Source organism: Mycobacterium lacus, assembly GCF_010731535.1.
In the GTDB taxonomy this organism is placed as follows: Bacteria; Actinomycetota; Actinomycetes; order Mycobacteriales; family Mycobacteriaceae; genus Mycobacterium; species Mycobacterium lacus.
Genome location: NZ_AP022581.1, coordinates 1,587,669 through 1,613,286, shown reverse-complemented (window position 1 = coordinate 1,613,286; position 25,618 = coordinate 1,587,669). Strand labels below are relative to the sequence as shown.

The window sequence follows — 25,618 nt, the reverse complement described above, 5'->3', positions numbered from 1 at the left end:
AAGCGGTCACGCACACGCGTCGAGATTGACGTTTCGCAGATAAACGTCGATCGCGGTGGTGGGATGGTCGTCGGCCGGCGCCCGACGGACTTACCAGCGCGACCCCGCCTAGGGTGCGCCTAGGGTTCAGGGAGTGCGGCCAGCGCCCGCGCGCTCTGATAGAGGCAGATCGCCGCGGCGGCGGCCACGTTCAGGCTCTCCGCGCCACCGGACATCGGGATGCGCACGCGGTGGTCGGCAGCGTCGGCAATTACGGCCGGCAAGCCGTGTGATTCCGGTCCGAACAGCCATGCCGTCGGCGCGGCGAGGTCAGCCTCGTGAAGGGGCAGCTCGCCGTCCAGCGTGGTGGCCAGCACCTGCAGCCCGGCCGCGCGCAACGCCGTGACGGCGGCGCGGGCATCGGGCGCGACGACAACCGGGATCGAGAAGATGCTGCCGGCCGAGGCGCGCAGACATTTGCCGTTGTACGGATCGACGCCATGTCCCGCGAGGACGACGGCCGCGGCTCCCATCGCGTCGGCGATCCGGATCACCGTGCCCGCGTTGCCTGGCTCGCTGATCTCGACGGCGGCCGCGATCAGCCGGGGTGAGCCGGTCAGCACATCCTCAAGCCGGGTCTCCGGCATTTCGCACACCGCGACCAAACCCGCCGGAGTTACCGTGTCGGACAGCGCTTTTGCGGCGCGCTCGGTCACCACATGGACCGGCGCCCGCTGCCCGGTCAGCAGTGACTGGTGCCGCCGCGCCGCGGGCTCGGTCACAAACACGTCCCGGACCAGCCCGCGCGCCGACGCGGCCTCGACCAGGTTAGGGCCCTCGGCGAGAAACCGCCCCGCGCGCCGCCGGCCGACGTGGCGATGCAGCTTGACCGCCGCGACCACTCGCGCCGAGCGCTCGGTGAGCACCGGAAACCCGGAGCGCGAAGTCAGGCAGCCTCTCCGGAGGGCGCGTTGACATCCTCGGGCAGGGCCGCCCGGGCCACGTCGACGAGCGCAGTGAACGCCGCCGGATCGCTGACCGCGATGTCAGCGAGGTTTTTGCGGTCCACCTCGATGCCCGCGGCCTTGAGGCCCTGGATCAACCGGTTGTAGGTGATGTCGTTGGCGCGCGCAGCGGCATTGATTCGCGAAATCCACAACTTGCGGAACTCGCCCTTGCGCGCGCGGCGGTCACGGAAGGCGTAGTTCAGCGAATGCAGCTGCTGCTCTTTGGCTTTGCGGTAGAGCCGGGATCGCTGGCCGCGATAGCCTTTCGAGGCCTTCAGGACGGTGCGCCTCTTCTTGTGGGCGTTGACTGCCCGCTTCACGCGTGCCATGGATGTTCCTACTCTCGTTCAGACGTAACTGGTCGTAAGGGCGGGAGCCGGCGCTAGGTGGTCGTCCCGCGCGCCGGTCAGCCGTTCAGCAGCGAATTGACCCGCTTGGTGTCGTTGGCCGACACCACCGTGCGGCCGTCCAGCCGCCGGGTGCGCCTGGTCGGCTTGTGCTCGAGCAGATGCCGGCGGTTAGCTTTCTGACGGACGATCTTGCCGGTCCCGGTGCGCCGGAACCGCTTCGACGCCCCGCTGTGGGTCTTGGCCTTGGGCATGTTTCCTCTAATTTCTCGGTTCTGCTGGTCTCGCTGTCAGGTCAGTTCGGTGAAGGTTTGGTGTCGCCGGCCGCATTGGGATTGGTTGCTGGCCCCGCCACAGGTTCACCCGGGTGGCGCGCCCTGGCGCGAGTCTTCGCACCGCGGTGCGGCGCCAGCACCATCGTCATGTTGCGTCCATCCTGCTTGGCCGAAGTTTCGACGAATCCGTAGTCGGCGACATCGGCGCCCAGCCGCTGCAGCAATCGATAGCCCAACTCGGGCCGCGACTGCTCCCGTCCGCGAAACATGATGGTGACCTTGACCTTCGACCCCGCCTCCAGGAAGCGGATCACATGACCCTTCTTGGTTTCGTAATCGTGATCGTCGATCTTCGGTCGCAGCTTTTGTTCCTTGACGACGGTCTGCTGCTGGTTCCTACGGGATTCGCGTGCCTTCTGCGCCGCCTCGTATTTGAACTTGCCGTAGTCCATGATCTTGCAGACCGGTGGTCTGGCATTCGGGGCCACCTCGACAAGGTCGAGATCGGCATCCGCGGCGACGCGGAGTGCGTCTTCGATACGCACGATGCCTACCTGCTCCCCTCCTGGGCCAATCAACCGGACTTCAGGTACGCGGATGCGCTCGTTGACGCGAGTCTCAGTGCTGATGGGGCCTCCCTTTGTTGGCTGCTATGTGATCTTCACCCGCGACCGCTGCCCCGGCCCCGTCAGGATCAGCGGCGAAGACACCACTGCCATCAGCAAAAAAGCCCTGCACCAGCAGGGCCCAATGCCGACCGATCGCGGCTCAAATTTGCTCAAGCCGCCCGCGCCACGCGCAAAACAGGCATTGCAAGATGCCTGTGACCGGACCGTATGGCCTTGACGAAGCCTTGAAACCTTCTCGTGGCCAGCGGTGGGAGTGGGACTCCACTTACTGTCCCTGGCGCTAGCCAGGATGGTCGCAGAGGTGAGTCTAACAGCCCTGCCGCGTCAACTCGATATCAAACGGCACCGGGCGGCGGCCCCCGCACACACCATGCACACCAAACCGATCCGACGGACAGGGAGCAACGCCAGGCATTTCACGGATTGGAGGAATATCCTCGCGGTCTGTGACAGTCACAAAGTCTCGCCCGGAGAGCAGGCCGGCCTCCCGGTACCGGTGGGTGCCCGCGGCGGCCGGCTGGACTGTCGGAGTCATCGCCACCCTGTCGTTGCTGGCGAGCGTGTCGCCGCTGGTCCGGTGGATCATTAAGGTTCCCCGCGAATTCATCAACGACTACCTGTTCAACTTCCCCGACACCAGCTTCGCGTGGTCGTTCGTGCTGGCATTGCTGGCCGCCGCTCTGACCGCGCGAAAACGCATTGCCTGGCTACTGTTGCTCGGGAACATGGTCCTTGCCGCGGGGTTGAACGCCGCCGAGATCGCCGCCGGTGGCAACACCGCCGCCCAGAGCTTCGGCGAAAATCTCGGATTTGCCGTCCATATCATCGCGATCGTCCTTCTGGTGTTGGGCTATCGGGAGTTCTGGGCCAAGGTCCGCAAAGGCGCGCTGTTCAAGGCGGCCGCGGTGCTGGGTGCCGGCGGGGCCATTGGAATCCTGGCGTCTTGGGGCCTGGTCGAACTGTTCCCGGGATCGCTTGCGCCGCAAGACCGATTGCCCTACGTGGCGAACCGGGTCATGGGATTCGCCCTAGCGGACCCCGACCTGTTCACGGGCAGACCGCACGTGTTCCTCAACGCGATCTTCGGATTGTTCGGCGCCTTTGCCTTGATTGCCGCCGCGATCGTGCTGTTCCAATCCCAGCGCGCCGACAACGCACTGACCGGGGAGGACGAATCCGCGATCCGCGGCCTACTCGAGTTGTGGGGAAAAAACGACTCGCTGGGCTACTTCGCCACCCGTCGCGACAAGTCGGTGGTGTTCGCGCCCAGCGGACGTGCAGCCGTCACCTACCGCGTCGAGATCGGTGTCTGCCTGGCCAGCGGTGACCCGGTCGGAGACCCGCGAGCATGGCCCCAGGCGGTCGACGCATGGCTGCGGCTGTGCCAAACCTACGGCTGGTCACCCGGTGTGATGGGCGCCAGTTCACAGGGGGCTCAGACATATCGCGAAGCCGGCCTGAACGCGCTCGAGCTGGGCGACGAGGCCATCCTGCGCCCCGCCGATTTCAGATTGTCCGGCCCCGACATGCGCGGGGTGCGCCAGGCCGTGACCCGGGCGCGCCGGGCCGGGCTGACGGTGCGCATCCGGCGCCACCGCGACATCTCCGGCGACGAGATGGCGCAGACCATCGAGCGCGCGGATGCCTGGCGCGACACCGAAACCGAACGTGGCTTCTCGATGGCGCTGGGCCGGCTCGGCGACCCGGCCGACTCCGATTGCTTGCTGGTGGAGGCGATTAAACCCGACCACCAGGTGGTGGCTCTGCTGTCGCTGGTGCCCTGGGGCACCACCGGTGTCTCCCTCGATGTGATGCGCCGTTCCCCGCAATCCCCCAACGGCACCATCGAGCTCATGGTCAGCGAGCTCGCCCTGCACGCCGAAAGCCTTGGCATCAACCGCATCTCGCTGAACTTCGCGATGTTTCGGGCCGCCTTTGAGCAGGGCGCCCAACTCGGGGCCGGCCCGATCGCCCGGTTGTGGCGAGGGCTGTTGGTTTTCTTCTCCCGGTGGTGGCAGATCGAGACGCTCTACCGCTCGAACCAGAAATACCAACCGGAATGGGTGCCCCGCTACGCCTGCTACGAGGACGCCCGATTGATCCCCAAGGTTGGGGTCGCCTCGGTGATCGCAGAAGGCTTTCTGGTGTTGCCGTTCAGCCGGCGCGACAAGGTACACACTGGCCACCATCCGGCCGTGCCGCCCCCGCTGGTGGCTACCGGCCTGTTGCATCCCGACGGCACGGCGCCGGACGTGAGCCGCTTACAGGTAGCGGACCTCAACGGTGCGGACGTTGTCCGACGCCACCTGCCCGAGCAGGTGCGTGTCCGGCTGGCCAAGTTAGAGAAGCTGCAGGGCAACGGTGTTGACGCCTATCCGGTGGGACGTCCGCCGAGTCGCACGGTCGCACAGGCGATGGACGCCGACGACGGGGAAACCGTCTCGGTGTCCGGGCGCATCCTGCGGGTACGCAACTACGGCGGTGTGTTGTTCGCCCAACTGCGCGACTGGTCCGGCGAAATGCAAGTGCTGCTGGACAATTCACGCCTGGAACAAGGCCGCGCCGCGGATTTCAACGCGACAATCGATCTCGGTGACCTGGTCGAAGTGACCGGGCACATGGGGCAGAGCAGAAACGGAACTCGATCGTTGATCGTCGGAAGCTGGCGCTTGACCGGTAAGTGCCTGCGGCCGCTGCCCAACAAGTGGAAGGGGCTGACCGACCCGGAGGCCCGCCTGCGGACCCGCTATGTCGACCTGGCGGTTAACACCGAGTCCCGGAACCTGATCGCCGCCCGCAGTAACGTGTTGCGTTCTGTCAGGGACACGCTGTTCGCCAAGGGATTCATCGAGGTCGAAACCCCGATCCTGCAACAGATCCACGGCGGAGCCGCCGCCCGCCCGTTCGTCACCCATATCAACAGCTATGACATGGACCTGTTCTTGCGCATCGCGCCGGAGCTCTACCTGAAGCGGCTGTGCGTCGGCGGCGTGGAGCGGGTGTTCGAACTAGGTCGAGCCTTTCGCAACGAGGGCGTGGATTACAGCCACAACCCCGAATTCACCTTGCTGGAGGCCTATCAGGCGCACGCCGACTACCTGGTCTGGCTCGACGGGTGCCGCGAGCTCATCCAGAACGCCGCCCAGGCCGCCAACGGTTCGCCCACGGCGATGCGGCCCCGGCAGCAGGATGATCCACACGGCGACGACCGCCTCGCACCGGTCGACATCTCCGGTGTCTGGCCGGTCAAGACGGTGCATGACGCGGTTTCCGAAGCGCTGGGGGAACAGATCGACGCCGACACCGGCTTGACACAACTCCGCAAGTTGTCCGACGCCGCACGCATTCCCTACCGGGCACAGTGGGATGCCGGCGCGGTGGTGCTGGAGCTGTACGAGCGCCTGGTCGAGGGCCGGACCGAGAAACCGACCTTCTACATCGACTTCCCAACGTCGGTGTCGCCGCTGACCCGACCCCATCGCAGCAAACGCGGTGTCGCCGAACGTTGGGACCTGGTGGCGTGGGGCATCGAGCTGGCTACCGCCTACAGCGAACTCACCGACCCGGTGGAACAGCGACGCCGTCTGCACGAGCAGTCCCTCCTTGCCGCCGGCGGCGACCCCGAGGCGATGGAGCTCGACGAGGACTTTCTACAAGCAATGGAATACGCGATGCCGCCGACGGGTGGTCTTGGGCTGGGCATCGACCGGTTGGTCATGCTGATCACCGGGCGCAGCATCCGCGAAACCCTGCCGTTTCCGCTGGCCAAGCCGCACTAGTCCGAAGTTGCGGCACGCCGCAACTTCGGACTAGGCGCGCGGCGGGCGGGTTCCCGCGGGCGCTCCCGCCCCGGCTCAGCGGGTCAACACCGCGGGCAGATAACCGCCGGCAAAAGCCGCGCGGCCACCGTAGCGTGGCAGCATGGCCCCGATGAAACTGAACGAGTCCGCGGTGAGGGCGGGCAGATTCGCTTAATCCCCGCCCTGCGCGCGGTCTCGATGCCGTGACCGCAGGCTCGCTGCGCGCGTGCCGGTCATGCGCTGACCCGGCGGCGTCGGTTGGACCGCTCCGGCGCGTCCGCGGGCGCGTCGCCGCAGCCGACGACCTCGGACAGAAACTTCCCGGTGTAGCTCTCCGGCACCCCGGCGACGTCCTCTGGAGTTCCTTGGGCGACAACGGTTCCGCCGCCGGCGCCGCCCTCCGGGCCCATGTCGATGATCCAGTCCGATGTCTTGATCACGTCCAGGTTGTGTTCGATGACGATCACCGTGTTGCCTTTGTCGACAAGGCCGCTGATGACGTTCAACAGCTTTCGAATGTCGTCGAAATGCAGGCCCGTCGTAGGCTCGTCGAGGATGTAGATGGTGCGGCCGGTCGAGCGCTTCTGCAACTCCGATGCCAGCTTGACCCGCTGCGCCTCGCCGCCGGACAGCGTCGGCGCGGGCTGGCCGAGCCGCACATAGCCCAGGCCAACGTCGACCAGGGTGCGCAGATAGCGGTGAATGCCGGTGATCGGCTCGAAGAACTCCGCCGCCTCCTCGATCGACATGTCCAGCACTTCGGAGATGGTCTTGCCCTTGTAGTGCACCTCAAGCGTTTCCCGGTTGTAACGGGCGCCATGGCAGACCTCGCACGGCACGTACACGTCGGGCAGGAAGTTCATCTCGATCTTGATGGTGCCGTCACCGGTGCACGCTTCGCAGCGACCGCCCTTGACGTTGAACGAGAACCGGCCGGGTTGGTAGCCCCGAACTTTGGCCTCGGTGGTGGCCGCGAACAGGGTGCGGATCTTGTCGAACACACCGGTGTAGGTGGCCGGGTTGGATCGCGGCGTGCGTCCGATCGGCGATTGGTCCACCCGCACCAGCTTGTCGAGGTGATCCAGCCCGCTCACCCGGGTATGCCGGCCAGGGACTTGGCGCGCGCCGTTGAGCCTGTTGGCCAGCACCGCGGCCAGGATGTCGTTGACCAGTGTCGACTTGCCCGACCCGGACACACCGGTCACCGAGGTCAACACGCCGAGCGGAAAAGCCACGTCGATCCCGCGCAGGTTGTGCTCGCGGGCGCCGACGACGGTGAGCTGACGCCGGTGGTTGACAGGACGCCGGATGGCGGGGATCTCGATGCTCTCCCTGCCCGACAGGTAGGCGCCGGTGATCGAGTTCTCGTTTTCCAGCAGCTCGCGATACGGCCCGCTGTGCACGATGCGGCCGCCGTGCTCGCCGGCTCCGGGCCCGATGTCGACGATCCAGTCGGCGTGGGCGATGGTGTCCTGGTCGTGCTCCACGACGATCAGCGTGTTGCCCAGATCCCTTAACCGGGTAAGGGTTTCGATGAGACGACGGTTGTCGCGCTGGTGCAGGCCGATGGACGGCTCGTCGAGCACATAGAGCACGCCCACCAACCCGGAGCCGATCTGGGTGGCCAACCGGATGCGTTGCGCCTCGCCGCCGGAGAGCGTGGCCGCCGCGCGGGACAGCGACAAGTACTCCAGCCCGACATCGAGCAGAAAGCCGAGCCGCGACTGGATTTCCTTGAGCACCTGCCCGGCGATCGCCTGCTCGCGCGGACCCAGGGTGAGGCGCTGAAGAAAGTCCGCGCAGTCCGAGATGGACAGTTCGCAGACCTCCGCGATGGATTTCGCGCCCCGCTCCCCCGCCGCCAGCGTCACCGCCAGAATCTCCGGCTTGAGGCGGGTGCCCTCGCACACCGGGCAGGGCACGTCGCGCATGAAGCCCTCGTAGCGCTCCTTCATCTGCTCGGATTCGGTCTGAGACATCTTGCGTTGCAGAAACGCCAGCACGCCCTCGAAATCGGCGTAGTAGGAGCGGGTGCGTCCGTACCGGTTGCGGTAGCGCACGTGCACCTGCTCGTCGGAGCCCTCCAGAATCGCCTTGCGGGCCTTGGCCGGCAGCTTGCGCCACGGCGTGTCGACGTCGAAACCCAGCGCGTCGCCCAGCCCGGCCATCATCCGGGTGAAGTATTCGGCGGTGTGGCCGTTCGACCATGGCGCCACCGCGCCCTCGGCCAGCGTGCGATCCGGGTCGGGCACCACCAGGTCAGGGTCGACCTCCTTGCGGATTCCTAGGCCGGTGCATTCCGGGCAGGCTCCGTAAGGCGAGTTGAACGAAAACGACCGCGGCTCCAGGTCGTCCACCGCCAGAGCATGCCCGTTGGGGCAGGCCAGCTTCTCGGAGAACCGCTGCTCGCAGGAATGGCCCGGCCGGTCGTGCCTTTTCTCGTCGGGAAACTCCAGCACCACGATGCCGTCGGCCAGGTTGAGCGCGGTTTCCACCGAATCGGTGAGCCGCTGCTTGGCGGTGGCCTTAACGGTGAGGCGGTCGACCACCACCTCGATGTCGTGCTTTTCCTGCTTCTTCAGCTTTGGCGGGTCGGTCAACGGATGCACCACGCCGTCGACCCGGACCCGGCTGTAGCCCTGGGCGTTGAGCTTATCGAACAGGTCGGCGAACTCGCCCTTGCGGGTGCGCACCACCGGGGCCAGCACCAGGAATCGGGTGCCCTCCTCCATGGCGAGCACCTGGTCGACGATTTGCTGGGGTGTCTGGCGCGCGATCCGCTCCCCGCAGATCGGGCAGTGCGGAGTTCCCGCGCGCGCGTACAGCAGCCGCAGGTAGTCGTACACCTCGGTGATCGTGCCGACCGTCGACCTCGGGTTGCGGTTCGTCGATTTCTGATCGATGGACACCGCGGGGGAAAGACCCTCGATGAAGTCGACGTCCGGCTTGTCCATCTGCCCCAGGAATTGGCGGGCGTACGCCGACAGCGATTCGACGTAGCGCCGCTGTCCCTCGGCGAAGATGGTGTCGAACGCCAGCGAGGACTTGCCCGATCCGGATAGTCCGGTGAAGACGATTAGCGCGTCACGGGGCAGGTCGAGGTCGACGCTGCGCAGGTTGTGCTCGCGCGCACCCTTGACGATGAGGCGGTCAGCCACTCGGATCCTTCCACAAACGAAGCTCGCTCCCATGCTATGTGGCCCTACCGACAAGCCTCCGGGGGCCAGTAACCTGACCGCTATGGCTACCGTCGATGACAATTACACCGGACACGTCGAACCGGGCACCGCGGCTCGTCGCACCCTGCCCGGCGCAACCATCGTCAAGGCGTCGGTGGGCCCGATGGACAACAACGCCTACCTGGTGACGTGTTCCGAGACCGGAGAAACACTTCTGATCGACGCCGCCAACGACGCTGGGCTCCTCATCGACCTGATTCGGCGTTATGCCCCGAAGCTGTCGCTGATCGTGACCAGCCATCAGCACTTCGATCACTGGCAGGCGCTGGCGGCGGTGGCCGAGGCCACCGGCGCGCCCACCGCCGCCCACGCGATCGACGCCGGCCCGCTGCCGGTCAAGCCGGATCGTTTGCTGGCGGGGGGCGACACCGTGCAGATCGGCGAGCTGACGTTCGACGTGATCCACCTGCGCGGCCACACCCCAGGATCGATCGCGCTAGCGATGGGCGGCCCCGCGACCGACGACGTGACCCACTTGTTCACCGGCGACTGCTTGTTCCCGGGGGGCGTCGGACGGACCGCCAAATCGGCAGACTTCGAGTCGCTCTTCACGGGTGTGAAGTCGAAGATCTTTGATCGATTCGGTGACGACACCGTCGTCTATCCGGGACATGGAGACGACACAACCCTGGGTACGGAGCGTCCGCATCTCGACGAATGGCGCGACCGAGGCTGGTGACGCGGGGGGACCGGAGCTCGCCGCCACGCCGAACCCAACGGCGGTAACCACCCGGGCTCGCGAGTCAAGCCTGGCCGTGCGATCAGGTGGTGTGCACGATCAGCACGTCAACCTTCGCCCGCCGCGAGACGTTGGCCGGCACGGATCCCAGGAGCCGTCCCGCGATGGTGCTCAGACCGACGTTGCCGACCACCAGCAGATCCGCTTTCGCTTCCTCGGCGAGGTTCACCAGGGCGTCGACCGGGGCGCCGACAATCGCTCGCTCCTCGACGTTTTTTGCTCCGGCGTTGTGTGCCCGCTCCTTGGCGTCGTGCAGGATCTCGTAGATCGGGGCGGTGCCGGTGACCTTGTAGCTTTCGTCCTTGAGGATGTCGGCGGCTCGAGCGTCGTCGTGGTGTGGCAGGTACGCCGACGCGATGATCAACGTGGCATCCGCCCCGGCGATCTGCGCTGCCCGGTCTACCGCACGCATCGACGAGTCAGATCCGTCGGTTCCGACCACAACGGTCCGATAGGCGCCCATTTACCCTCCCAGTGTCGGTTGCTACGCCAACCCCAGACAGTATCGCGTTGCCGGACAAAGATGGCTCAGATTAACCACACGGCGACCGCGTGGCGCAACCCGCGTTTGGCCCGGTCAGGTCGAGCGAATCGGACAGTAATCTCGGTGGCACCCCGGTCCCAGGCTCCCGCCCCACACTGAAAGGCTTGCAGCACAATACCTTTCGCACAACGCACGGGCGGCATGCTAACCATCCGCCCCCCGGCCGGATATCCGCCGGCCGCATACCTGGTGACCAGGCTCATCGCGTGGACCCTACAGTGACAAGCATCATGGCTGTTTCGACCCTTGACAAGCGGCCTCGCTCGGGTCCTGAGGGCCACGCCGACGAGTTCGCGCCCGCGCGCCGCCGCGGCCGGCGGCTCGATCCGCTGGCGATCGCCGTGCTGGCCACGGTCATCGGCGGCGCCTGGGCGAGCAGGCCATCGTTGTGGTTCGACGAGGGTGCGACCATTTCCGCCGCTGCCAGCCGGACGTTGCCGGAGCTGTGGAACCTGCTCGGCCATATCGACGCGGTGCACGGCTTTTACTACCTGCTGATGCACGGCTGGTTCGCGATATTTCCACCGACGGAATTCTGGTCGCGGGTTCCCAGCGCTCTGGCCATTGGGGGCGCCGCCGCCGGGGTCGTGGTTTTCACCAAACAGTTGGCACCTTCGGGGCGGGGCACCGCGTTGTGCGCGGGCGCGGTTTTCGCCATGCTGCCCCGGGTGACCTGGGCCGGGATCGAAGCCCGCCCGTACGCCCTGGAGGCGACCGCCGCCGCCTGGCTGACCGTGTTGTTCGTCGCCGCGGTGCGGCGCAACAACCCGTGGCTGTGGCTGCTCTACGCGCTGACGTTGATGCTGTCGATCTTGGTGAGTATCAACCTGGTGCTGCTGGTGCTGGTCTACGCCGCGATGCTGCCGGTGCTGGCCCCCGGGAAATCTGGGAGGTCCCCCGTGGCCTGGTGGGCCGTCGCCTCCGCCGGGGCGATCGGGGCCATGACGCCGTTCATGTTGTTCGCCCACGGCCAGGTGTGGCAGGTCGGCTGGATTGCGGGACTGAACAGGAACATCTTCCTCGACGTCGTGCACCGGCAGTATTTCGATCACAGCGTTGCGTTCGCCATCCTGGCCGGGCTAACGGTCGTCGGCGCCATCGTTGTCGCGACCACATCTCGTCGGGCCGGGGCGCCGAATCCCGATGGCGAAATCCGGCGCCTGTTGCTGGCGAGTGCCGCATGGATCGTCATTCCCACCGCCGCCGTCCTGATCTACTCGGCGATCGTCGAGCCGATCTACTACCCGCGCTACCTCATCCTGACCGCCCCGGCCGCGGCCGTCGTGCTGGCGGCCTGCATCGTCACGATCGCCCGCAAGCCGTGGATCATCGGCACCGTCCTGGTGCTCTTCGCCGTCGCGGCGCTTCCGAATTACCTGTTCACACAGCGGAGCCCGTATGCCAAAGAGGGCTGGGACTACAGCCAGGTGGCCGACGTGATCAGCGCCCATGCCGCGCCCGGGGACTGTCTACTGGTCGACAACACCGTGTCCTGGAAGCCCGGGCCGATCCGCGCGCTGTTGGCCACGCGGCCGGCGGCCTTCCGGTCGCTGATCGATGTCGAGCGCGGTTTCTACGGCCCCAGGGTCGGCGCGCTGTGGGACGGTCACGTCGCGGTGTGGCTGACGACGGCCAAGATCAACAAATGCCCGACGTTGTGGACGATCTCTGGTCGCGATAAGTCACTGCCCGATCATCAAGTCGGCCAATCCTTGTCGCCGGGAAACGCTTTCGGGCGCACGCCTGCCTACAAATTTCCGAGCTACCTCGGCTTTCGCATTGTCGAGCGGTGGCAATTCCACTATTCGCAGGTCGTCAGATCAACGCGGTGAGCGACGGTCGCGGTGCGTCGCCTGGTAGGACGCAATGACGCCGACAGCGGCCAGGACGGCGAATACCGAGTACAGCCAGCGGGCTTCGGCCGCGTCGCCGCCCCTGGCCGTGTTGACCACCACGCCGGCCAGCCCGGCGCCGAAAGCCGCCGATATCAACTGAACGATGTTGATCGCCGCGGCCGCCGCGCTGCTCTCGGCAGGGTCGTCGACGGAGTCCATCGCACGCACAGCCAGATGCGGCCAGGCCATGCCGATGCCGACCCCGGTGATCAGCAACCCAAGCGCCCAGAGCGCGACAATCCCGACGGGGGCGTCGACGCGCTGGGTGGCCGCGGCCAGGGCCAGACCCGTTGCCATCACCAGCGGTGCGGCCGCGATCACATGCCCGATGACTCGTATGTTGTTCAGCACTGCGCTGGCGATCTCGCTCAACGTCCACCCAATCGCGATCGCCGCGCCCAGAAATCCGGCCGCCACCGGCGTCAGGTGTCCCAGTCGCTGACCAAACAGCGGCACGTAGGTGACCACCATGGCAGCGACCATCTGGACCGACATCGTCAGGTAGATCCATTTCAGCGGTCCGGGCCCAAATACGCTGTGCGGCAACACCGCCGCATGCATCCGCCAGTCGACGACTATGAATATCCCGACGAGCAGCGCGCCGGCGGCCAGCAGCCCGGCGGTCTGCACCAGGTAGCGCGGCAGCTCGGCCACACTGACTGCCAGCGCGGCGGCCCCCATCAGCAGCAGCGACCAGACCGGCACCTTGTGCGCCGGCTTCGCGCCACCCTGCCCGGCGCGACCCACGGTCAGCACGGTCACCACCGATATGACCATGAGCGCGGCGAAGATCACCATGGCGCCAAATGCCCAGCGCCACAGCCCGAACTGCGCGAACAGCCCGCCCATGGCGGGCCCGATCAAGGTTGCGACCCCCCACATCGCCGACACCAGCGCCGAGCCGCGGGTCCACAGCGAGTGGGGCAGGGCGGCGTTGATGAGCGCGTAGCCCAGCCCGGCCAGCAGGCCGCCGGCCAGCCCCTGCAGGGTGCGTCCGGCTACCAGCACCTCCATGCTCGGCGCCACCGCGCACACCAGGCTGGCGACACCAAAGACGGCCAGCCCCATCAGATACGACGAGCGCGCGCCGACGCGCAGCAGCATCGGGTTGACCGTCGTCGCGGCGACCACCGACCCGACCAGATACAGGGTCGTCACCCAGGCATACAGCGTGCCGCCACCGATCTCGACGATGGCGCTGGGGAGCAGGCTGATGGTCAGAAACTCGTTGGTCGCATACAGCGCAACGCCACCGGCCAGCACAATCGACGTCCCCGGATGTCTACCCAGCAGCTCACGCCAACTGCCCGTCTCTCGCGCCGTTTCGGTCACAGCTACACCGTATGGGGTAACGGGCGTCGCTGGCCGCGTTACGTCAGGCCGGCGGCGTCCATCCCGCGCAGTTCCTTCTTGAGGTCGGCGATCTCGTCGCGGAACCGGGCGGCGAGCTCGAATTGCAGGTCGCGCGCGGCGGCCATCATCTGCGCGGTGAGGTCCTTGATCAGGTCGGCCAGCTCGGCGCGCGGCATGGCGGAGGTGTCACGGCCCTCGAAGATGCCCGCGCTCACCGCACGGCCCGGTTCACCCTGGGCACGCCGACCGCGGGACGCGTTGCGCCCGGACCCGCCAACCTCGACGTCGTCAGCCTCGCGATAGACCTGGTCGAGAATGTCGGCGATCTTCTTGCGCAGCGGCTGCGGATCGATCCCGTTGGCCTCGTTGTAGGCGATCTGCTTGGCCCGTCGCCGGTCGGTTTCGTCGATGGCTTCCTTCATCGAGTCGGTGATCCTGTCGGCGTACATGTGGACCTCGCCGGAGACGTTGCGGGCGGCGCGGCCGATGGTCTGGATGAGGCTGCGCGACGACCGCAGGAAGCCTTCCTTGTCCGCGTCGAGGATCGCCACCAGCGACACCTCGGGCAGGTCCAAGCCCTCGCGCAGCAGGTTGATGCCGACCAGCACGTCGTAGTCGCCGAGCCGCAGCTGGCGCAGCAGCTCCACCCGCCGCAACGTGTCGACCTCGGAGTGCAGGTAGCGCACCCGGATGCCCATCTCGAGGAGGTAGTCGGTGAGGTCCTCGGCCATCTTCTTGGTCAGCGTCGTCACCAGCACTCGCTGGTCGGTGTCCGCGCGTTTGCGGATCTCACCGATCAGATCGTCGATCTGCCCCTTGGTGGGCTTGACCACCACCTTCGGATCGACCAGACCGGTGGGCCGGATCACCTGCTCGACGATCTCGCCGCCGGACTGGCTGAGCTCGTAGGGCCCCGGGGTGGCCGACAGGTAGACCGTCTGCCCGATCCGATCGGCGAATTCTTCCCAGGTCAGCGGGCGATTGTCGCACGCCGACGGCAGCCGGAAGCCGTACTCAACCAGGTTGCGTTTGCGCGAGATGTCGCCCTCGTACATGCCGCCGATCTGCGGGACGGTGACATGCGACTCGTCGATGACCAGCAGGAAGTCCTCCGGAAAGTAGTCGAGCAGCGTTGCCGGGGCTGAGCCGGCGGGCCTCCCATCGATGTGGCGGGAGTAGTTCTCGATGCCCGAACAGAATCCGACCTGCCGCATCATCTCGATGTCGTAGTTGGTGCGCATGCGCAGCCGCTGCGCCTCCAAGAGCTTGCCCTGGCCTTCCAATTCGGATAGGCGTTCGGCTAATTCCTGCTCGATGGTGGAGATGGCGTGGGCCATCCGCTCGGGCCCGGCGACGTAGTGGGTGGCCGGGAAGATCCGCAGCGAGTCGACCTGGCGGATCACCTCGCCGGTCAGCGGGTGCAGGTAGTAGAGCGCCTCGATCTCGTCGCCGAAGAACTCGATACGAACGGCCAGCTCTTCGTACGAGGGGATGATCTCGACGGTGTCGCCGCGGACCCGGAACGAGCCGCGGGTGAAGGACAGGTCGTTGCGGGTGTACTGCACGTCGACCAGCAGCCGCAGCAACCCGTCGCGCGGCACCTCGGTGCCGACCCGCAGCTCGACGGAGCGGTCCAGGTAGGACTGCGGGGTGCCCAGGCCGTAGATGCAGGACACCGAGGCCACCACCACCACGTCGCGGCGGGACAGCAGCGCCGATGTGGCCGAGTGCCGCAGCCGCTCCACGTCCTCGTTGATGGAGCTGTCCTTCTCGATGTAGGTGTCGGTCTGCGCGATGTATGCCTCCGGCTGGTAGTAGTCGTAGTACGACACGAAGTACTCGACCGCGTTGTGCGGCAACATCTCTCGCAGTTCGTTCGCCAGCTGGGCGGCCAGCGTCTTGTTGGGCGCCATCACCAGGGTGGGCCGCTGCAGCCGTTCGATCAGCCACGCGGTGGTCGCCGACTTCCCGGTGCCGGTGGCGCCGAGCAGCACCACGTCGCGCTCCCCCGCGTTGATGCGCCGTTCCAGCTCGTCGATGGCGGCCGGCTGGTCGCCCGCCGGCGCGTGCGCGCTGACCACCTCGAAGCGGCCGCCGGTGCGCACGATCGCCTCGACGGGGCGGTATTCCGAATGCGCGACGACGGGATGCTCGGTGGCGAAGGCCATGCCAACCAGGGTAGAACCAGGCACCGACATCCGGCGTCGCGACCGAGAACCTACCGTGGCGGGTCCGCGTCCGGGTCACCGTAGGTGCCGGTAGTGTCGGGTCATCCACCCACCGAAGCATGAAACGTTCGACCTCATCGCCCGCACCAACACCGATCCGAAGGGCATCGTGCGGGCCGTCGACGAGTACGCGGTGCACCCGTGGGGGCTCTACCTGGCGCGGCCCACTCCCGGCCGGGCCCAGTTCCACTACCTCGAGTCGTGGTTGCTGCCGTCGTTGGGCTTGCGCGCCACCGTTTTTCACTTCAATCCGGGCCATGAACGCGACCACGACTACTACCTCGACGTGGGCGAATACACACCTGGGGAGACCGTATGGCGTTCCGAAGACCACTACCTCGACATCGAGGTTCGCACCGGCAGCCGCGCGGAACTGGCTGACGTCGACGAGCTGCTCGACGCCGTCCGGCACGGCCTGTTGACCCCCGAGGTCGCCCAGCGGGCGGTGCGGCGCGCCGTCGACGCGGTCGACGGCCTGGCCCGCAACGACTATGACCTATCCCGCTGGCTAGCGGGCAAGGGGATGAAAGTCACCTGGCGCGGGGCAGCACCAGCCGGCGTTTAGTGACCACGATGCGTTTCGTCTTTGAAATCGACGGCGTGCTCGTATTCCCGAGTCGGTGTTGTCCGGCCGCGTCCTGGATGGACTGTCATGACGGATCTCGCAGGCCTGCCTGCGCGGTGCGCGCGGCGCTGCACGACGAGCCGCTGCCCGATTGGCGAACTCCCCGCTGGCGACGCTGACCGGGAAGCGGTTTTCCGACCCGCGCCGGATCTGCGAGCACAAGTTGCACAAGTTCGACGGGATGCGCTGCCTGGCGTTTCGCGACGGCGACCGGGTGCGGCTGTTGTCGCGGAATCGCCAGCCGCTCAACGGAACTACCCTGAGCTTGTTGACGCGCTCGCCGCCCAGCGCACCCGCCGGTTCGTCGTGGACGGCGAGGTGGTGGCGCTCGAGGGACGACTCGGGGATTCAGCCGAAGGATGGTCGTATTGCCGGTCATCCCATTCGCCGCTGTTGGGTTCGGCGCACGCGACGGCCCTGTTACGTGGACAAGGCTTCGCAGCTAACTGTGATGCAGTGATACTGTGAAACTGTGAAAAACATTACGGTATCGGTGGACGACGAGGTCTATCGCAGGGCGCGGATCCGGGCCGCAGAGCTTGGCAAGTCGGTGAGCGCCCTCGTTGCCGAATTCCTGACCTCGCTTGCCGAACGCGAGGCCGAGTTCTCCCGTCTCGAGGCGAAGCAGCGGCGAATCCAGAACGAAATCAGTGCCTTCCGGGCGCGGGATCGCCTGAGCCGCGACGAGGTCCACGACCGTGCGCTTCGTTGACACCAACGTTCTGCTCTACGCGATTTCACGAGATCCCGAGGAGCGCGACAAGGCACAGCGCGCGCAGCAGATTCTGGCGGGCAGGGACCTGGCGCTTTCCGTCCAGGTTCTGCAGGAGTTCTATGTTCAAGCGACTCGCGAGAGTCGGCCCGATCCGCTCACGCATGAGCAGGCCATGGGGCTGGTGGAGTCGTTCCTACGGTTTCCCGTCGTCGCGACTAGCACCGAATTGATGCTGGCCGCATTTGCGATACGCCAGCGTTTCCGTTTGTCGTACTGGGACGCCGCGATCCTTGAAGCTGGCCGCTCTGTTGGTTGTGACGTCGTCCTCTCGGAGGACCTGAGCGACGGCGAGGACTATGCGGGGATACGCGTCGAGAATCCGTTTCGCACAGGCGATTAGCCCTCGGGCGGGATCACCCCTGCTCGAGGAGGCTAGGGCGTCAGCAACGAACAGCGTAGCCTTCGCAGTCATGGGCTCTAACAGGCGCACCTGGATGCGGATTGCCGCGCTCACGGTCATCGCGGCCGGCTCGCAGTCAAGCCCGGCGACCGCGTGGGCTGACCTCCACAACATCACCTACATCGCCCGGATCGACGGGGTCGCACCCGGTAGCCAGGCCACCTTCGTGATCAACGGCGGCCAAACCAGCAGCGCCGGCTTGAGCGCGGTGCCCGGCCACGTATTCGAGGCCAACACGGTGCTGGCCGATCCGCGGCAGGCCGGCATGCAGATCTTGCTGCACTGGCCCTATTCGGCCAACGTGCACTGCGAGATCGACGTCGACGACAACGTCGCCACCCAAGTTGATCGACTGGTCGCGCCGGCGCCAAACAGCGCCGACCCCATGAACGGCGTGCTGCAGTGCGGCGCGACACCAAACCCGCTAGGGCTGCCATCCGGTTGAGTCGGCCCACTCCCACGCCCGCCGGTAGGCGCCGAGGAACCACGGCTCCTTGGCGGTAACGTAGCGCGCGATATCCCCGTCCCCACCGGCATCGGCCGCGCGCTTGACGGCCAGGTAGTCGGCGCGAGCACTTGGGTTGGCCGCCAGCCAGTCGGCAAAGAGCAGGGCGAACTGCTGATTGGGCCAACCGTCCACCCGGATGTGCACGTTTGTCGGCCGGCCGGGATCCGCCGAAGCGTGAATTCGCTTACGCCACAACGCACTATCGTTGCTGTGGTCATAGCGGCCCGCGGTGCTGCGGGCGTCGGGCTTGGCGGTGTCCTTGGTGATGCGGTCGAGGCGCGGATAGCCTGCGGCCAGCAAGGGCTCGGCCAGTTCGTCCGCCACGTCCAACGATTCGACGGTGACCTGGACGTCGATGACGTCCTTGGCTTCGAAGTCCGGTACGGCGGTTGACCCGATGTGGTCGACTCGCAACGCCCGGTGGCCGCACGCGGTCTTCAGCCGGGCGATAATGCGCCGTGCCTGGTCCGGCCAGCCGGGGTCGGCCGCCACCAGGCGTGCCGGTGCGGGTGCAATCTGGCGCGTACTCAGGTTGTGCGCGAACGGCAGTATCCGGTTGTGCCACACGTCATTGGCCCGCTCGACCAAATCCCCCGGTTCGCCCGAGTTGTCCAGCCAGACGTCGGCGACGGCACGGCGCTGCTCGTCGTTGGCCTGGGCGGCGATCCTGGCGCGGGCGTCGTCCTCAGACATGCCGCGTTGCTCGACCAACCGTCGCACGCGCAGCTCCACATCGGCATGCACGATGACAACCAACGGGAACAGCGGGGCCATCCCGGATTCGACCAAAAGCGGAATGTCTTCCACCACAACGGTATCCCCGGAAGCCGCCGCCACTGCCGCGATAATCTCTGCACGGCGTTTGGCTACCAGCGGATGAACGATCCCGTTGAGCTTTCTGCGCGTCTCGTCGTCCCGGAAAGCCTTGGCCGCCAGGGCCGGCCGATCCAGTGAACCGTCAGGTTGCAGGATGTCATGACCGAAGGCTGCAACCAGCGACGCCAGCCCTTCGGTACCCGGCTCGACCACCTCGCGCGCCAGGACATCCCCGTCGACGATGACCGCGCCGCATTGCGCGAAGGCGGTCGACAGCACCGACTTCCCGGCGCCGATGCCACCGGTCAGCCCGACGCGCAGCATGACGTGAGAGCGGTCCGAAAAAGATCAAGCGCTGCCGGCGAGCTTTTCCCGCAGCGCGGCCAGTTGAGCGTCGCTGGCCAGCGACCCGCCCGCGGCTTTCCCCGACGGTGCGCCGTTGGCCGGGGCATCGGAACCGGCGGCCCCTGCTGTTTCAGCGGCGGCGAACTTCTCCATCTGCGTGGTGTGCATCTTGTGACGACGTTCGGCCTCGGCGTAACGGGCTTCCCACTCGGCACGCTGGGCGTCGAATCCTTCCAGCCACTCGTTGGTTTCGGGGTCGAAGCCCTCGGGGAAGATGTAGTTGCCCTGCTCGTCGTAGCTGTCGGCCATGCCGTACTTCGCCGGGTCGAACTCCTCGGTGTAGTCCTCGTTGGCCTGCTTGAGCGACAACGAAATCCGGCGGCGTTCCAGGTCGATGTCGATGACCTTGACCATCGCGTCGTCGCCGACGGCAACCACCTGGTCGGGCACCTCGACGTGGCGCTCGGCCAGCTCGGAGATGTGCACCAGGCCCTCGATGCCCTCCTCGACCCGGACGAACGCGCCGAACGGCACCAGCTTGGTGACCTTGCCGGGGACGATCTGGCCGATGGCGTGGGTGCGGGCGAAGTGCCGCCACGGGTCTTCCTGAGTTGCCTTGAGCGACAACGAAACCCGCTCACGGTCCATGTCGACGTCGAGCACCTCGACGGTGACCTCGTCGCCCACCTGCACCACCTCGGACGGGTGGTCGATGTGCTTCCACGACAGCTCGGAGACGTGCACCAGACCGTCCACACCGCCCAGGTCGACGAACGCGCCGAAATTGACGATGGACGACACCACACCCTTGCGGATGGTGCCCTTCTGCAACTGGTTGAGGAACTCGCTGCGCACCTCGGACTGCGTCTGCTCCAACCAGGCGCGGCGGGACAGGACCACGTTGTTGCGGTTCTTGTCCAGCTCGATGATCTTGGCCTCGATCTCCTTGCCGATGTAGGGCTGCAGATCACGAACCCGGCGCATCTCGACCAGCGAGGCGGGCAGGAAGCCGCGCAGCCCGATGTCGAGGATCAGGCCACCCTTGACCACCTCGATCACCGTGCCCTTGACGGCCTCGTCCTTCTCCTTGAGCGCCTCGATGGTGCCCCACGCGCGCTCGTACTGGGCCCGTTTCTTGGACAGGATCAGCCGGCCCTCTTTGTCCTCCTTGGTGAGCACCAGGGCCTCGACCTCGTCGCCGACGGAAACGACCTCGTTGGGGTCGACATCGTGCTTGATGGACAGCTCGCGGGCGGGGATGACCCCTTCGGTCTTGTAGCCGATGTCGAGGAGCACCTCGTCCCGGTCCACTTTGACGATGGTGCCTTCGACGATGTCGCCATCGTTGAAGTACTTGATCGTTTTGTCTATTGCGGCGAGAAAATCCTCGCTGGAGCCTATGTCGTTGACGGCTACTTGCGGCGAGGTGACGGCGGGACTCGGCATGTTGTTGGGTTGCTCCGGACAGGTTGGGTCGTAGGGACAAATCGGGATTTACCTGTCGAGGCTACTCGACGGTGCACACGCTGGACAAACCCGGCTAGCGCGCGGCTAGTGCGCGGCAGCGTCCCAGCTGCGGCCGTAGCCCACCGACACCTCCAGCGGGACGTCGAGCGGGTAGGCGCCGCCCATCTTGGCACGCACCAGCGCCTCGACGCGCTCGTGCTCACCGGGCGCGATCTCAAACAGCAGCTCGTCGTGGACCTGCAGCAGCATGCGCGACGCCAGCCCGGCCTCGTTGAGCGCCGTGTCGACCCCGATCATGGCCACCTTGATGATGTCGGCCGCGCTGCCCTGGATCGGCGCGTTGAGCGCCGCTCGCTCGGCGGCCTCGCGCACCTGACGATTGCTGCTGTCCAGCTCGGGCAGATAGCGCCGTCGTCCCAGCACGGTCGAGGTGTAGCCGTCCTTGCGGGCCTGCTCGACGACGGCCATCAGATAGTCGCGCACCCCTCCGAACCGGGCAAAGTACTGGTCCATCTGGACCTTGGCCTCCTCGGTGGAGATCTTCAGCTGCGTGGACAGCCCATAGGCGCTCAATCCGTAGGCCAGCCCGTACGACATCGCCTTGACCCGGCGCCGCAGGTCGCCGGTGACCTCCTCGATCGGCACGCCGAATGCCCGCGAGGCGACGAACGAGTGCAGGTCCTCCCCGGTGTTGAACGCTTCGATGAGGCCTTCGTCGCGGGACAGGTGCGCCATGATCCTCATCTCGATCTGGCTGTAATCGGCGGTCATCAGCTCGGCGTATCCGTCCCCCACCACGAACGCGTCGCGGATCTGGCGGCCGGCGTCGGTGCGGATCGGGATGTTCTGCAGATTGGGCTCGGTCGACGACAGCCTGCCGGTGGCCGCAATCGTCTGGTTGAAGGTGGTATGAATCCGACCGTCGTCGCCAACCGCCTGCAGCAACCCGTCGACGGTGACTTTCAGCCGAGTGACGTCGCGGTGGGCGAGCAGATGCTGCAGAAACGGGTGCCCGGTCTTTTCAAAAAGACCCTGCACAGCGTCCGCATCCGTGGTATAGCCGGTCTTGGTCCGCTTGGTCTTGGGCATGCCCAGTTCGTCGAACAACACGACCTGCAGCTGCTTGGGCGAACCCAAATTGATTTGCTTGCCGATCACCGCGTATGCGGCCTCGGCGGCGTCGCGGATCTGGTTACCGAATTGGCTTTGCAGCTCGCTCAGCAGCTGTAAATCAACAGCGATGCCGGCGCTTTCCATCTTCGCCAGCACCCGCTGGACCGGCAGCTCCATCTCGCCCAGCAGGGCGGCGGAGTCGATGCGGTCCAGTTCGACGTCCAGCGCATCGGCCAGATCGGCGACGGCCCGGGCCCGCAGGATCGTGGTTTGGATCGCCTGGACGTCCGTGTCGCCGTCATCGAGCAGCGAAAGTTGTTGCTGCTGTGGTGTTTCCGCACGCAGCTCCCGACGCAGATAGCGCAGCGAAAGATCGTCCAGGGCGAAGCTGCGCTGCCCCGGCCGCACCAGGTAGGCCGCCAGTGCGGTGTCGGAGGTGACACCGTCGACCGTCCAGCCTCGGCCCGCCAGGTCGTGGATGGCCAGCTTCGCCTCGTGCAGCGCCTTGGGCTTGGCGGGATCGGCCAGCCAAGCGGCGACCGCAGCCTCTTCGTCGGGGGTCAACGTGGCGGTATCGATGTAGGCGCCGTCCCCATCGGCGGCGGCAATGGCCAGTGCGGTGGCGTCTCCGCCGTGGGGCAGGTGGGTGCCCACGACCGCCAACCCGCACCGGCGTCCGTCAGCGGCGTGGGCGGCCAGCCACCGTCCGACCGTGCCGGGCTCCAGCGCGCCGCCGCGCACGTCGAACCCCTCGTCGACCTCGGGCTCGACGGCAGCCAGCGTGTCGAACAACCGGTCGCGCAACACCCGGAACTCCAGGTCGTCGAAGAGCCGGTGAATGTGGTCGCGGTCCCACGGCTGCAGCCGCAGGGTGTCCGGGGTTTGCGCGAGCGGCACGTCGCGCACCAGGTCGGTGAGCTCCCGGTTGCGCACCACGCTGGCCAGGTTCGCCCGCAAGGCGTCGCCCACCTTGCCGCGCACCGAGTCGACGTTGTCGACCAGCGATTGCAGCGAGCCGTACTCGGCGATCCACTTGGAGGCGGTCTTCTCCCCCACCCCGGGTATGCCGGGCAGGTTGTCGCTGGGGTCGCCCCGCAGGGCGGCGAAGTCAGGGTACTGCTTGGGGGTTAGCCCGTACTTCTCGACGACGGCCTCCGGTGTGAAGCGGGTGAGTTCGCTGACGCCTCTGCGCGGATAAAGCACCGTCACGTTGTCGCTGACCAACTGCAGCGAGTCGCGGTCACCGGTGACCACCAGCACGCGGTAGCCCTCGTTTTCGGCTTGGGTGGCCAGCGTGGCGATGAGGTCGTCGGCCTCGTATCCCGGCTCGGCGAGCACCGTGATGCCCAGAGCGCCCAGGACTTCCTTGGTGATGTCGATCTGGCCGTAAAACTCGTCGGGCGTCGACGACCGGTTGGCCTTGTATTCCGGGTAGCGCTCGGAGCGAAAGGTCTGCCGCGAGACGTCGAACGCCGCGGCGACATGCGTCGGGGCCTCATCGCGCAGCAGGTTGATCAGCATGGCGGTGAAGCCGTACACCGCGTTGGTGGTCAGGCCGCCGCGGGTCTTGAAGTTCTCCGCCGGCAACGCGTAGAACGCGCGGAACGCCAGCGAATTGCCATCCAGCAGCATCAGCGTCGGCTTGGCCTTCTCGTCGCTGGCCTCAATGGCGGTAGTCACGGCTCACTACTCTAGGCATCCGGTGTGACGCACGACGCGTCCCAACCGCGCCGACCAAAACTGCAACACGTTTCAGTTTTGGGCTGGGGCTCGGTAGTCTGGGCGGGTGCCAGATGTCACCAGCCGAGAACCGGCGATCGACGGGTGGTTCGCCACCGACGCCGCCGGCAACCCGCATCTGATCGGCAGCAAGTGCCCCGGGTGCGGCACCTACGTCTTCCCACCCCGGGACAACAACTGCCCCAATCCGGCCTGCGACGGCGACACACTAGAGTCCGTCGCACTGTCGCGCCGCGGCAAGCTATGGAGTTACACCGAAAACCGCTACAGCCCGCCCCCGCCTTACCCGGCCCCGGACCCCTTTGAACCGTTCGCCGTGGCCGCGGTGGAGCTGGCCGACGAGGGGCTGATCGTGCTCGGCAAAGTGATCGAAGGCACGCTGGCGGCCGACTTGAAGGTCGGCATCGAGATGGAGCTGACGACCATGCCGCTGTTCACCGACGACGACGGCGTCGAGCGCATCGTGTACGCGTGGAGGCGCGCCGGCGACGATGCAGTGGGGGCACGCCCCCACACGTGGGAGGTACCCCCACCCGCTTGCGGGGGACGAAGCGATGCGCAGGAGCGGCGCAAATGGTGAGCGTCACGAACGCCCCCGAACCCGTCTACATCCTTGGCGCGGGCATGCACCCCTGGGGCAAGTGGGGTCGCGACTTCACCGAATACGGCGTGATCGCCGCGCGGGCCGCTTTGCGCGACGCCGGCTTGGACTGGCGTCAGATCCAGCTGGTGGCCGGCGCGGACACCATCCGAAACGGTTATCCGGGCTTCGTCGCCGGCGCGACGTTCGCGCAGAAACTCGGCTGGAACGGCGTGGCGGTCAGCTCGAGCTATGCCGCGTGTGCCAGCGGCTCCCAAGCATTGCAGAACGCCCGCGCCCAGATCCTGGCCGGCTTTTGCGACGTGGCGCTGGTCATCGGCGCCGACACCACGCCGAAGGGCTTCTTCGCGCCGGTGGGTGGCGAGCGGAAAAACGACCCGGATTGGCAGCGGTTTCATCTGATCGGCGCGACGAACACGGTGTACTTCGCGTTGCTGGCGCGCCGCCGCATGGACCTGTACGGCGCCACGGTCGAGGACTTCGCTCAAGTGAAGGTCAAGAACTCCAAGCACGGGCTCAACAACCCGAATGCCCGCTACCGCAAGGAGAACTCGATCGACGACGTGCTGGCCAGCCCGGTGGTCTCGGATCCGCTTCGACTGCTTGACATTTGCGCGACGTCAGACGGCGCGGCGGCGCTGATCGTGGCGAGCGCGAGGTTCGCCCGCGAACACCTCGGCTCGCTGCAGGGGGTGCCGTCGGTTCGCGCGATCAGCACGGTGACTCCGCAGTACCCCCAGCACCTGCCCGAATTGCCGGATATCGCAACGGATTCCACCGCGGCGGTGCCCGCACCCGACCGGGTGTTCAAGGATCAGATTCTTGACGCGGCCTACGCCGAAGCCGGCATTGGGCCCGAAGACGTGAGCCTGGCCGAGGTCTACGACCTGTCCACCGCGCTGGAACTCGACTGGTACGAACACCTTGGGCTGTGCGCCAAGGGGGAGGCGGAGGCGCTGCTGCGCAGCGGTGCGACCACCATCGGCGGGACGGTTCCGGTCAACCCGTCCGGCGGGCTGGCCTGCTTCGGCGAGGCCATCCCCGCGCAGGCCATCGCCCAGGTCTGCGAGCTGACGTGGCAGCTGCGCGGTCAGGCCACCGGCCGACAGGTGGAGGGCGCGAGGGTCGGCGTCACCGCCAACCAGGGCCTGTTCGGGCACGGCTCGTCGGTGATCGTGGCGCGTTAACTGCCG

The 25,618-nt window shown here is 66.6% G+C and carries 20 protein-coding genes and 1 pseudogene; 10 read left to right on the top strand and 11 right to left on the bottom strand.

Annotation, left to right across the window (positions count from 1 at the left end; translation table 11 throughout):
- Positions 1-119: 119 nt before the first annotated feature.
- The 4 genes from G6N24_RS07440 to infC all read right to left on the bottom strand — a co-directional run bounded on the left by G6N24_RS07440 (position 120) and on the right by infC (position 2,237).
- Positions 120-905, bottom strand: a complete 786-nt coding sequence (locus tag G6N24_RS07440) for a TrmH family RNA methyltransferase (RefSeq protein ID WP_085159753.1) — start codon at positions 903-905, stop codon at positions 120-122.
- A 20-nt stretch (positions 906-925) separates the two neighbouring features.
- Entirely contained in the window at positions 926-1,315 is a 390-nt protein-coding gene (gene rplT, locus G6N24_RS07435; protein WP_085159751.1) for a 50S ribosomal protein L20, read from the bottom strand.
- Between the two features lie 77 nt (positions 1,316-1,392).
- Positions 1,393-1,587, bottom strand: a complete 195-nt coding sequence (gene rpmI, locus G6N24_RS07430) for a 50S ribosomal protein L35 (protein ID WP_085159749.1) — start codon at positions 1,585-1,587, stop codon at positions 1,393-1,395.
- A gap of 41 nt (positions 1,588-1,628) precedes the next feature.
- Positions 1,629-2,237 carry a translation initiation factor IF-3 gene (gene infC, locus G6N24_RS07425; RefSeq protein ID WP_085159747.1) on the bottom strand — a complete coding sequence of 203 codons (609 nt, stop codon included), beginning with the start codon at positions 2,235-2,237 and terminating at the stop codon, positions 1,629-1,631.
- A gap of 446 nt (positions 2,238-2,683) precedes the next feature.
- Here infC and lysX point away from each other — a divergent pair, with 446 nt between their 5' ends.
- A complete protein-coding gene (lysX, locus tag G6N24_RS07420; protein ID WP_085159744.1) occupies positions 2,684-6,016 on the top strand; it encodes a bifunctional lysylphosphatidylglycerol synthetase/lysine--tRNA ligase LysX in 3,333 nt (1,110 codons plus the stop codon).
- A gap of 254 nt (positions 6,017-6,270) precedes the next feature.
- Here the strand turns inward: lysX and uvrA are convergent, their stop codons facing one another.
- Positions 6,271-9,195, bottom strand: a complete 2,925-nt coding sequence (gene uvrA / locus G6N24_RS07415; RefSeq protein ID WP_085159742.1) for an excinuclease ABC subunit UvrA — start codon at positions 9,193-9,195, stop codon at positions 6,271-6,273.
- 82 nt (positions 9,196-9,277) lie between these two features.
- Here uvrA and G6N24_RS07410 point away from each other — a divergent pair, with 82 nt between their 5' ends.
- Positions 9,278-9,955, top strand: coding sequence for an MBL fold metallo-hydrolase (locus G6N24_RS07410; RefSeq protein ID WP_085159740.1), 678 nt, complete (start codon positions 9,278-9,280; stop codon positions 9,953-9,955).
- An 82-nt stretch (positions 9,956-10,037) separates the two neighbouring features.
- Here G6N24_RS07410 and G6N24_RS07405 read toward each other — a convergent pair whose 3' ends face one another.
- Complete coding sequence (locus G6N24_RS07405; protein WP_085159738.1) at positions 10,038-10,478, bottom strand: universal stress protein; 441 nt, start codon at positions 10,476-10,478, stop codon at positions 10,038-10,040.
- Positions 10,479-10,789: 311 nt separating this feature from the next.
- On the opposite strand from G6N24_RS07405, the gene G6N24_RS07400 reads away from it, so the two are divergent.
- A complete protein-coding gene (locus tag G6N24_RS07400; protein WP_085159736.1) occupies positions 10,790-12,391 on the top strand; it encodes a mannosyltransferase in 1,602 nt (533 codons plus the stop codon).
- Here G6N24_RS07400 and G6N24_RS07395 read toward each other — a convergent pair.
- Together G6N24_RS07395 and uvrB are read right to left on the bottom strand one after the other, a co-directional pair.
- A complete protein-coding gene (locus tag G6N24_RS07395; RefSeq protein ID WP_085159734.1) occupies positions 12,380-13,786 on the bottom strand; it encodes an MFS transporter in 1,407 nt (468 codons plus the stop codon). The two genes, G6N24_RS07400 and G6N24_RS07395, sit on opposite strands and share 12 nt — an antisense overlap.
- 38 nt (positions 13,787-13,824) lie before the next feature.
- A complete protein-coding gene (uvrB, locus tag G6N24_RS07390; protein WP_085159732.1) occupies positions 13,825-15,975 on the bottom strand; it encodes an excinuclease ABC subunit UvrB in 2,151 nt (716 codons plus the stop codon).
- 169 nt (positions 15,976-16,144) lie between these two features.
- On the opposite strand from uvrB, the gene G6N24_RS07385 reads away from it, so the two are divergent.
- From G6N24_RS07385 to G6N24_RS07365, 5 genes and pseudogenes are all read left to right on the top strand, one after another.
- Entirely contained in the window at positions 16,145-16,600 is a 456-nt protein-coding gene (locus G6N24_RS07385; RefSeq protein ID WP_085159730.1) for a DUF402 domain-containing protein, read from the top strand.
- An 87-nt stretch (positions 16,601-16,687) separates the two neighbouring features.
- Positions 16,688-16,999, top strand: a pseudogene (locus G6N24_RS24295) (ATP-dependent DNA ligase); the annotation flags it as partial.
- A 154-nt stretch (positions 17,000-17,153) separates the two neighbouring features.
- Positions 17,154-17,372, top strand: a complete 219-nt coding sequence (locus G6N24_RS07375) for a hypothetical protein (RefSeq protein WP_232070712.1) — start codon at positions 17,154-17,156, stop codon at positions 17,370-17,372.
- On the top strand, positions 17,359-17,775 hold the full coding sequence (locus G6N24_RS07370; protein ID WP_085159726.1) for a PIN domain-containing protein: 417 nt from the start codon (positions 17,359-17,361) through the stop codon (positions 17,773-17,775). The genes G6N24_RS07375 and G6N24_RS07370 overlap by 14 nt, the downstream gene beginning before the upstream one ends.
- 70 nt (positions 17,776-17,845) lie before the next feature.
- Positions 17,846-18,280, top strand: a complete 435-nt coding sequence (locus G6N24_RS07365) for a hypothetical protein (protein ID WP_085159724.1) — start codon at positions 17,846-17,848, stop codon at positions 18,278-18,280.
- On the opposite strand, the gene coaE is transcribed toward G6N24_RS07365, so the two are convergent.
- The 3 genes from coaE to polA all read right to left on the bottom strand — a co-directional run bounded on the left by coaE (position 18,260) and on the right by polA (position 23,716).
- Positions 18,260-19,483: a dephospho-CoA kinase gene (coaE, locus tag G6N24_RS07360; RefSeq protein WP_085159722.1), complete on the bottom strand. Its 1,224-nt coding sequence runs from the start codon at positions 19,481-19,483 to the stop codon at positions 18,260-18,262. The two genes, G6N24_RS07365 and coaE, sit on opposite strands and share 21 nt — an antisense overlap.
- A 24-nt stretch (positions 19,484-19,507) precedes the next feature.
- A complete protein-coding gene (rpsA, locus tag G6N24_RS07355) occupies positions 19,508-20,950 on the bottom strand; it encodes a 30S ribosomal protein S1 (protein WP_085159720.1) in 1,443 nt (480 codons plus the stop codon).
- A 105-nt stretch (positions 20,951-21,055) separates the two neighbouring features.
- Positions 21,056-23,716, bottom strand: a complete 2,661-nt coding sequence (gene polA, locus G6N24_RS07350) for a DNA polymerase I (RefSeq protein WP_139822355.1) — start codon at positions 23,714-23,716, stop codon at positions 21,056-21,058.
- 154 nt (positions 23,717-23,870) lie between these two features.
- Here polA and G6N24_RS07345 point away from each other — a divergent pair, with 154 nt between their 5' ends.
- Complete coding sequence (locus G6N24_RS07345) at positions 23,871-24,404, top strand: Zn-ribbon domain-containing OB-fold protein (protein WP_085159715.1); 534 nt, start codon at positions 23,871-23,873, stop codon at positions 24,402-24,404.
- Positions 24,398-25,612 carry a lipid-transfer protein gene (locus G6N24_RS07340; protein WP_085159713.1) on the top strand — a complete coding sequence of 405 codons (1,215 nt, stop codon included), beginning with the start codon at positions 24,398-24,400 and terminating at the stop codon, positions 25,610-25,612. Before G6N24_RS07345 ends, G6N24_RS07340 begins: the two co-directional genes overlap by 7 nt.
- Positions 25,613-25,618: the final 6 nt, after the last annotated feature.

Coding starts and splice junctions, on each gene's coding strand:
- G6N24_RS07400 (WP_085159736.1), top strand. CDS start 10,790: ATGGCTGTTTCGACCCTTGACAAGCGGCCTCGCTCGGGTCCTGAGGGC.
- rpsA (WP_085159720.1), bottom strand. CDS start 20,950: ATGCCGAGTCCCGCCGTCACCTCGCCGCAAGTAGCCGTCAACGACATA.
- rpmI (WP_085159749.1), bottom strand. CDS start 1,587: ATGCCCAAGGCCAAGACCCACAGCGGGGCGTCGAAGCGGTTCCGGCGC.
- rplT (WP_085159751.1), bottom strand. CDS start 1,315: ATGGCACGCGTGAAGCGGGCAGTCAACGCCCACAAGAAGAGGCGCACC.
- polA (WP_139822355.1), bottom strand. CDS start 23,716: ATGCTGCTGGATGGCAATTCGCTGGCGTTCCGCGCGTTCTACGCGTTG.
- G6N24_RS07340 (WP_085159713.1), top strand. CDS start 24,398: ATGGTGAGCGTCACGAACGCCCCCGAACCCGTCTACATCCTTGGCGCG.
- G6N24_RS07405 (WP_085159738.1), bottom strand. CDS start 10,478: ATGGGCGCCTATCGGACCGTTGTGGTCGGAACCGACGGATCTGACTCG.
- coaE (WP_085159722.1), bottom strand. CDS start 19,483: ATGCTGCGCGTCGGGCTGACCGGTGGCATCGGCGCCGGGAAGTCGGTG.
- G6N24_RS07410 (WP_085159740.1), top strand. CDS start 9,278: ATGGCTACCGTCGATGACAATTACACCGGACACGTCGAACCGGGCACC.
- uvrB (WP_085159732.1), bottom strand. CDS start 15,975: ATGGCCTTCGCCACCGAGCATCCCGTCGTCGCGCATTCGGAATACCGC.
- G6N24_RS07365 (WP_085159724.1), top strand. CDS start 17,846: ATGGGCTCTAACAGGCGCACCTGGATGCGGATTGCCGCGCTCACGGTC.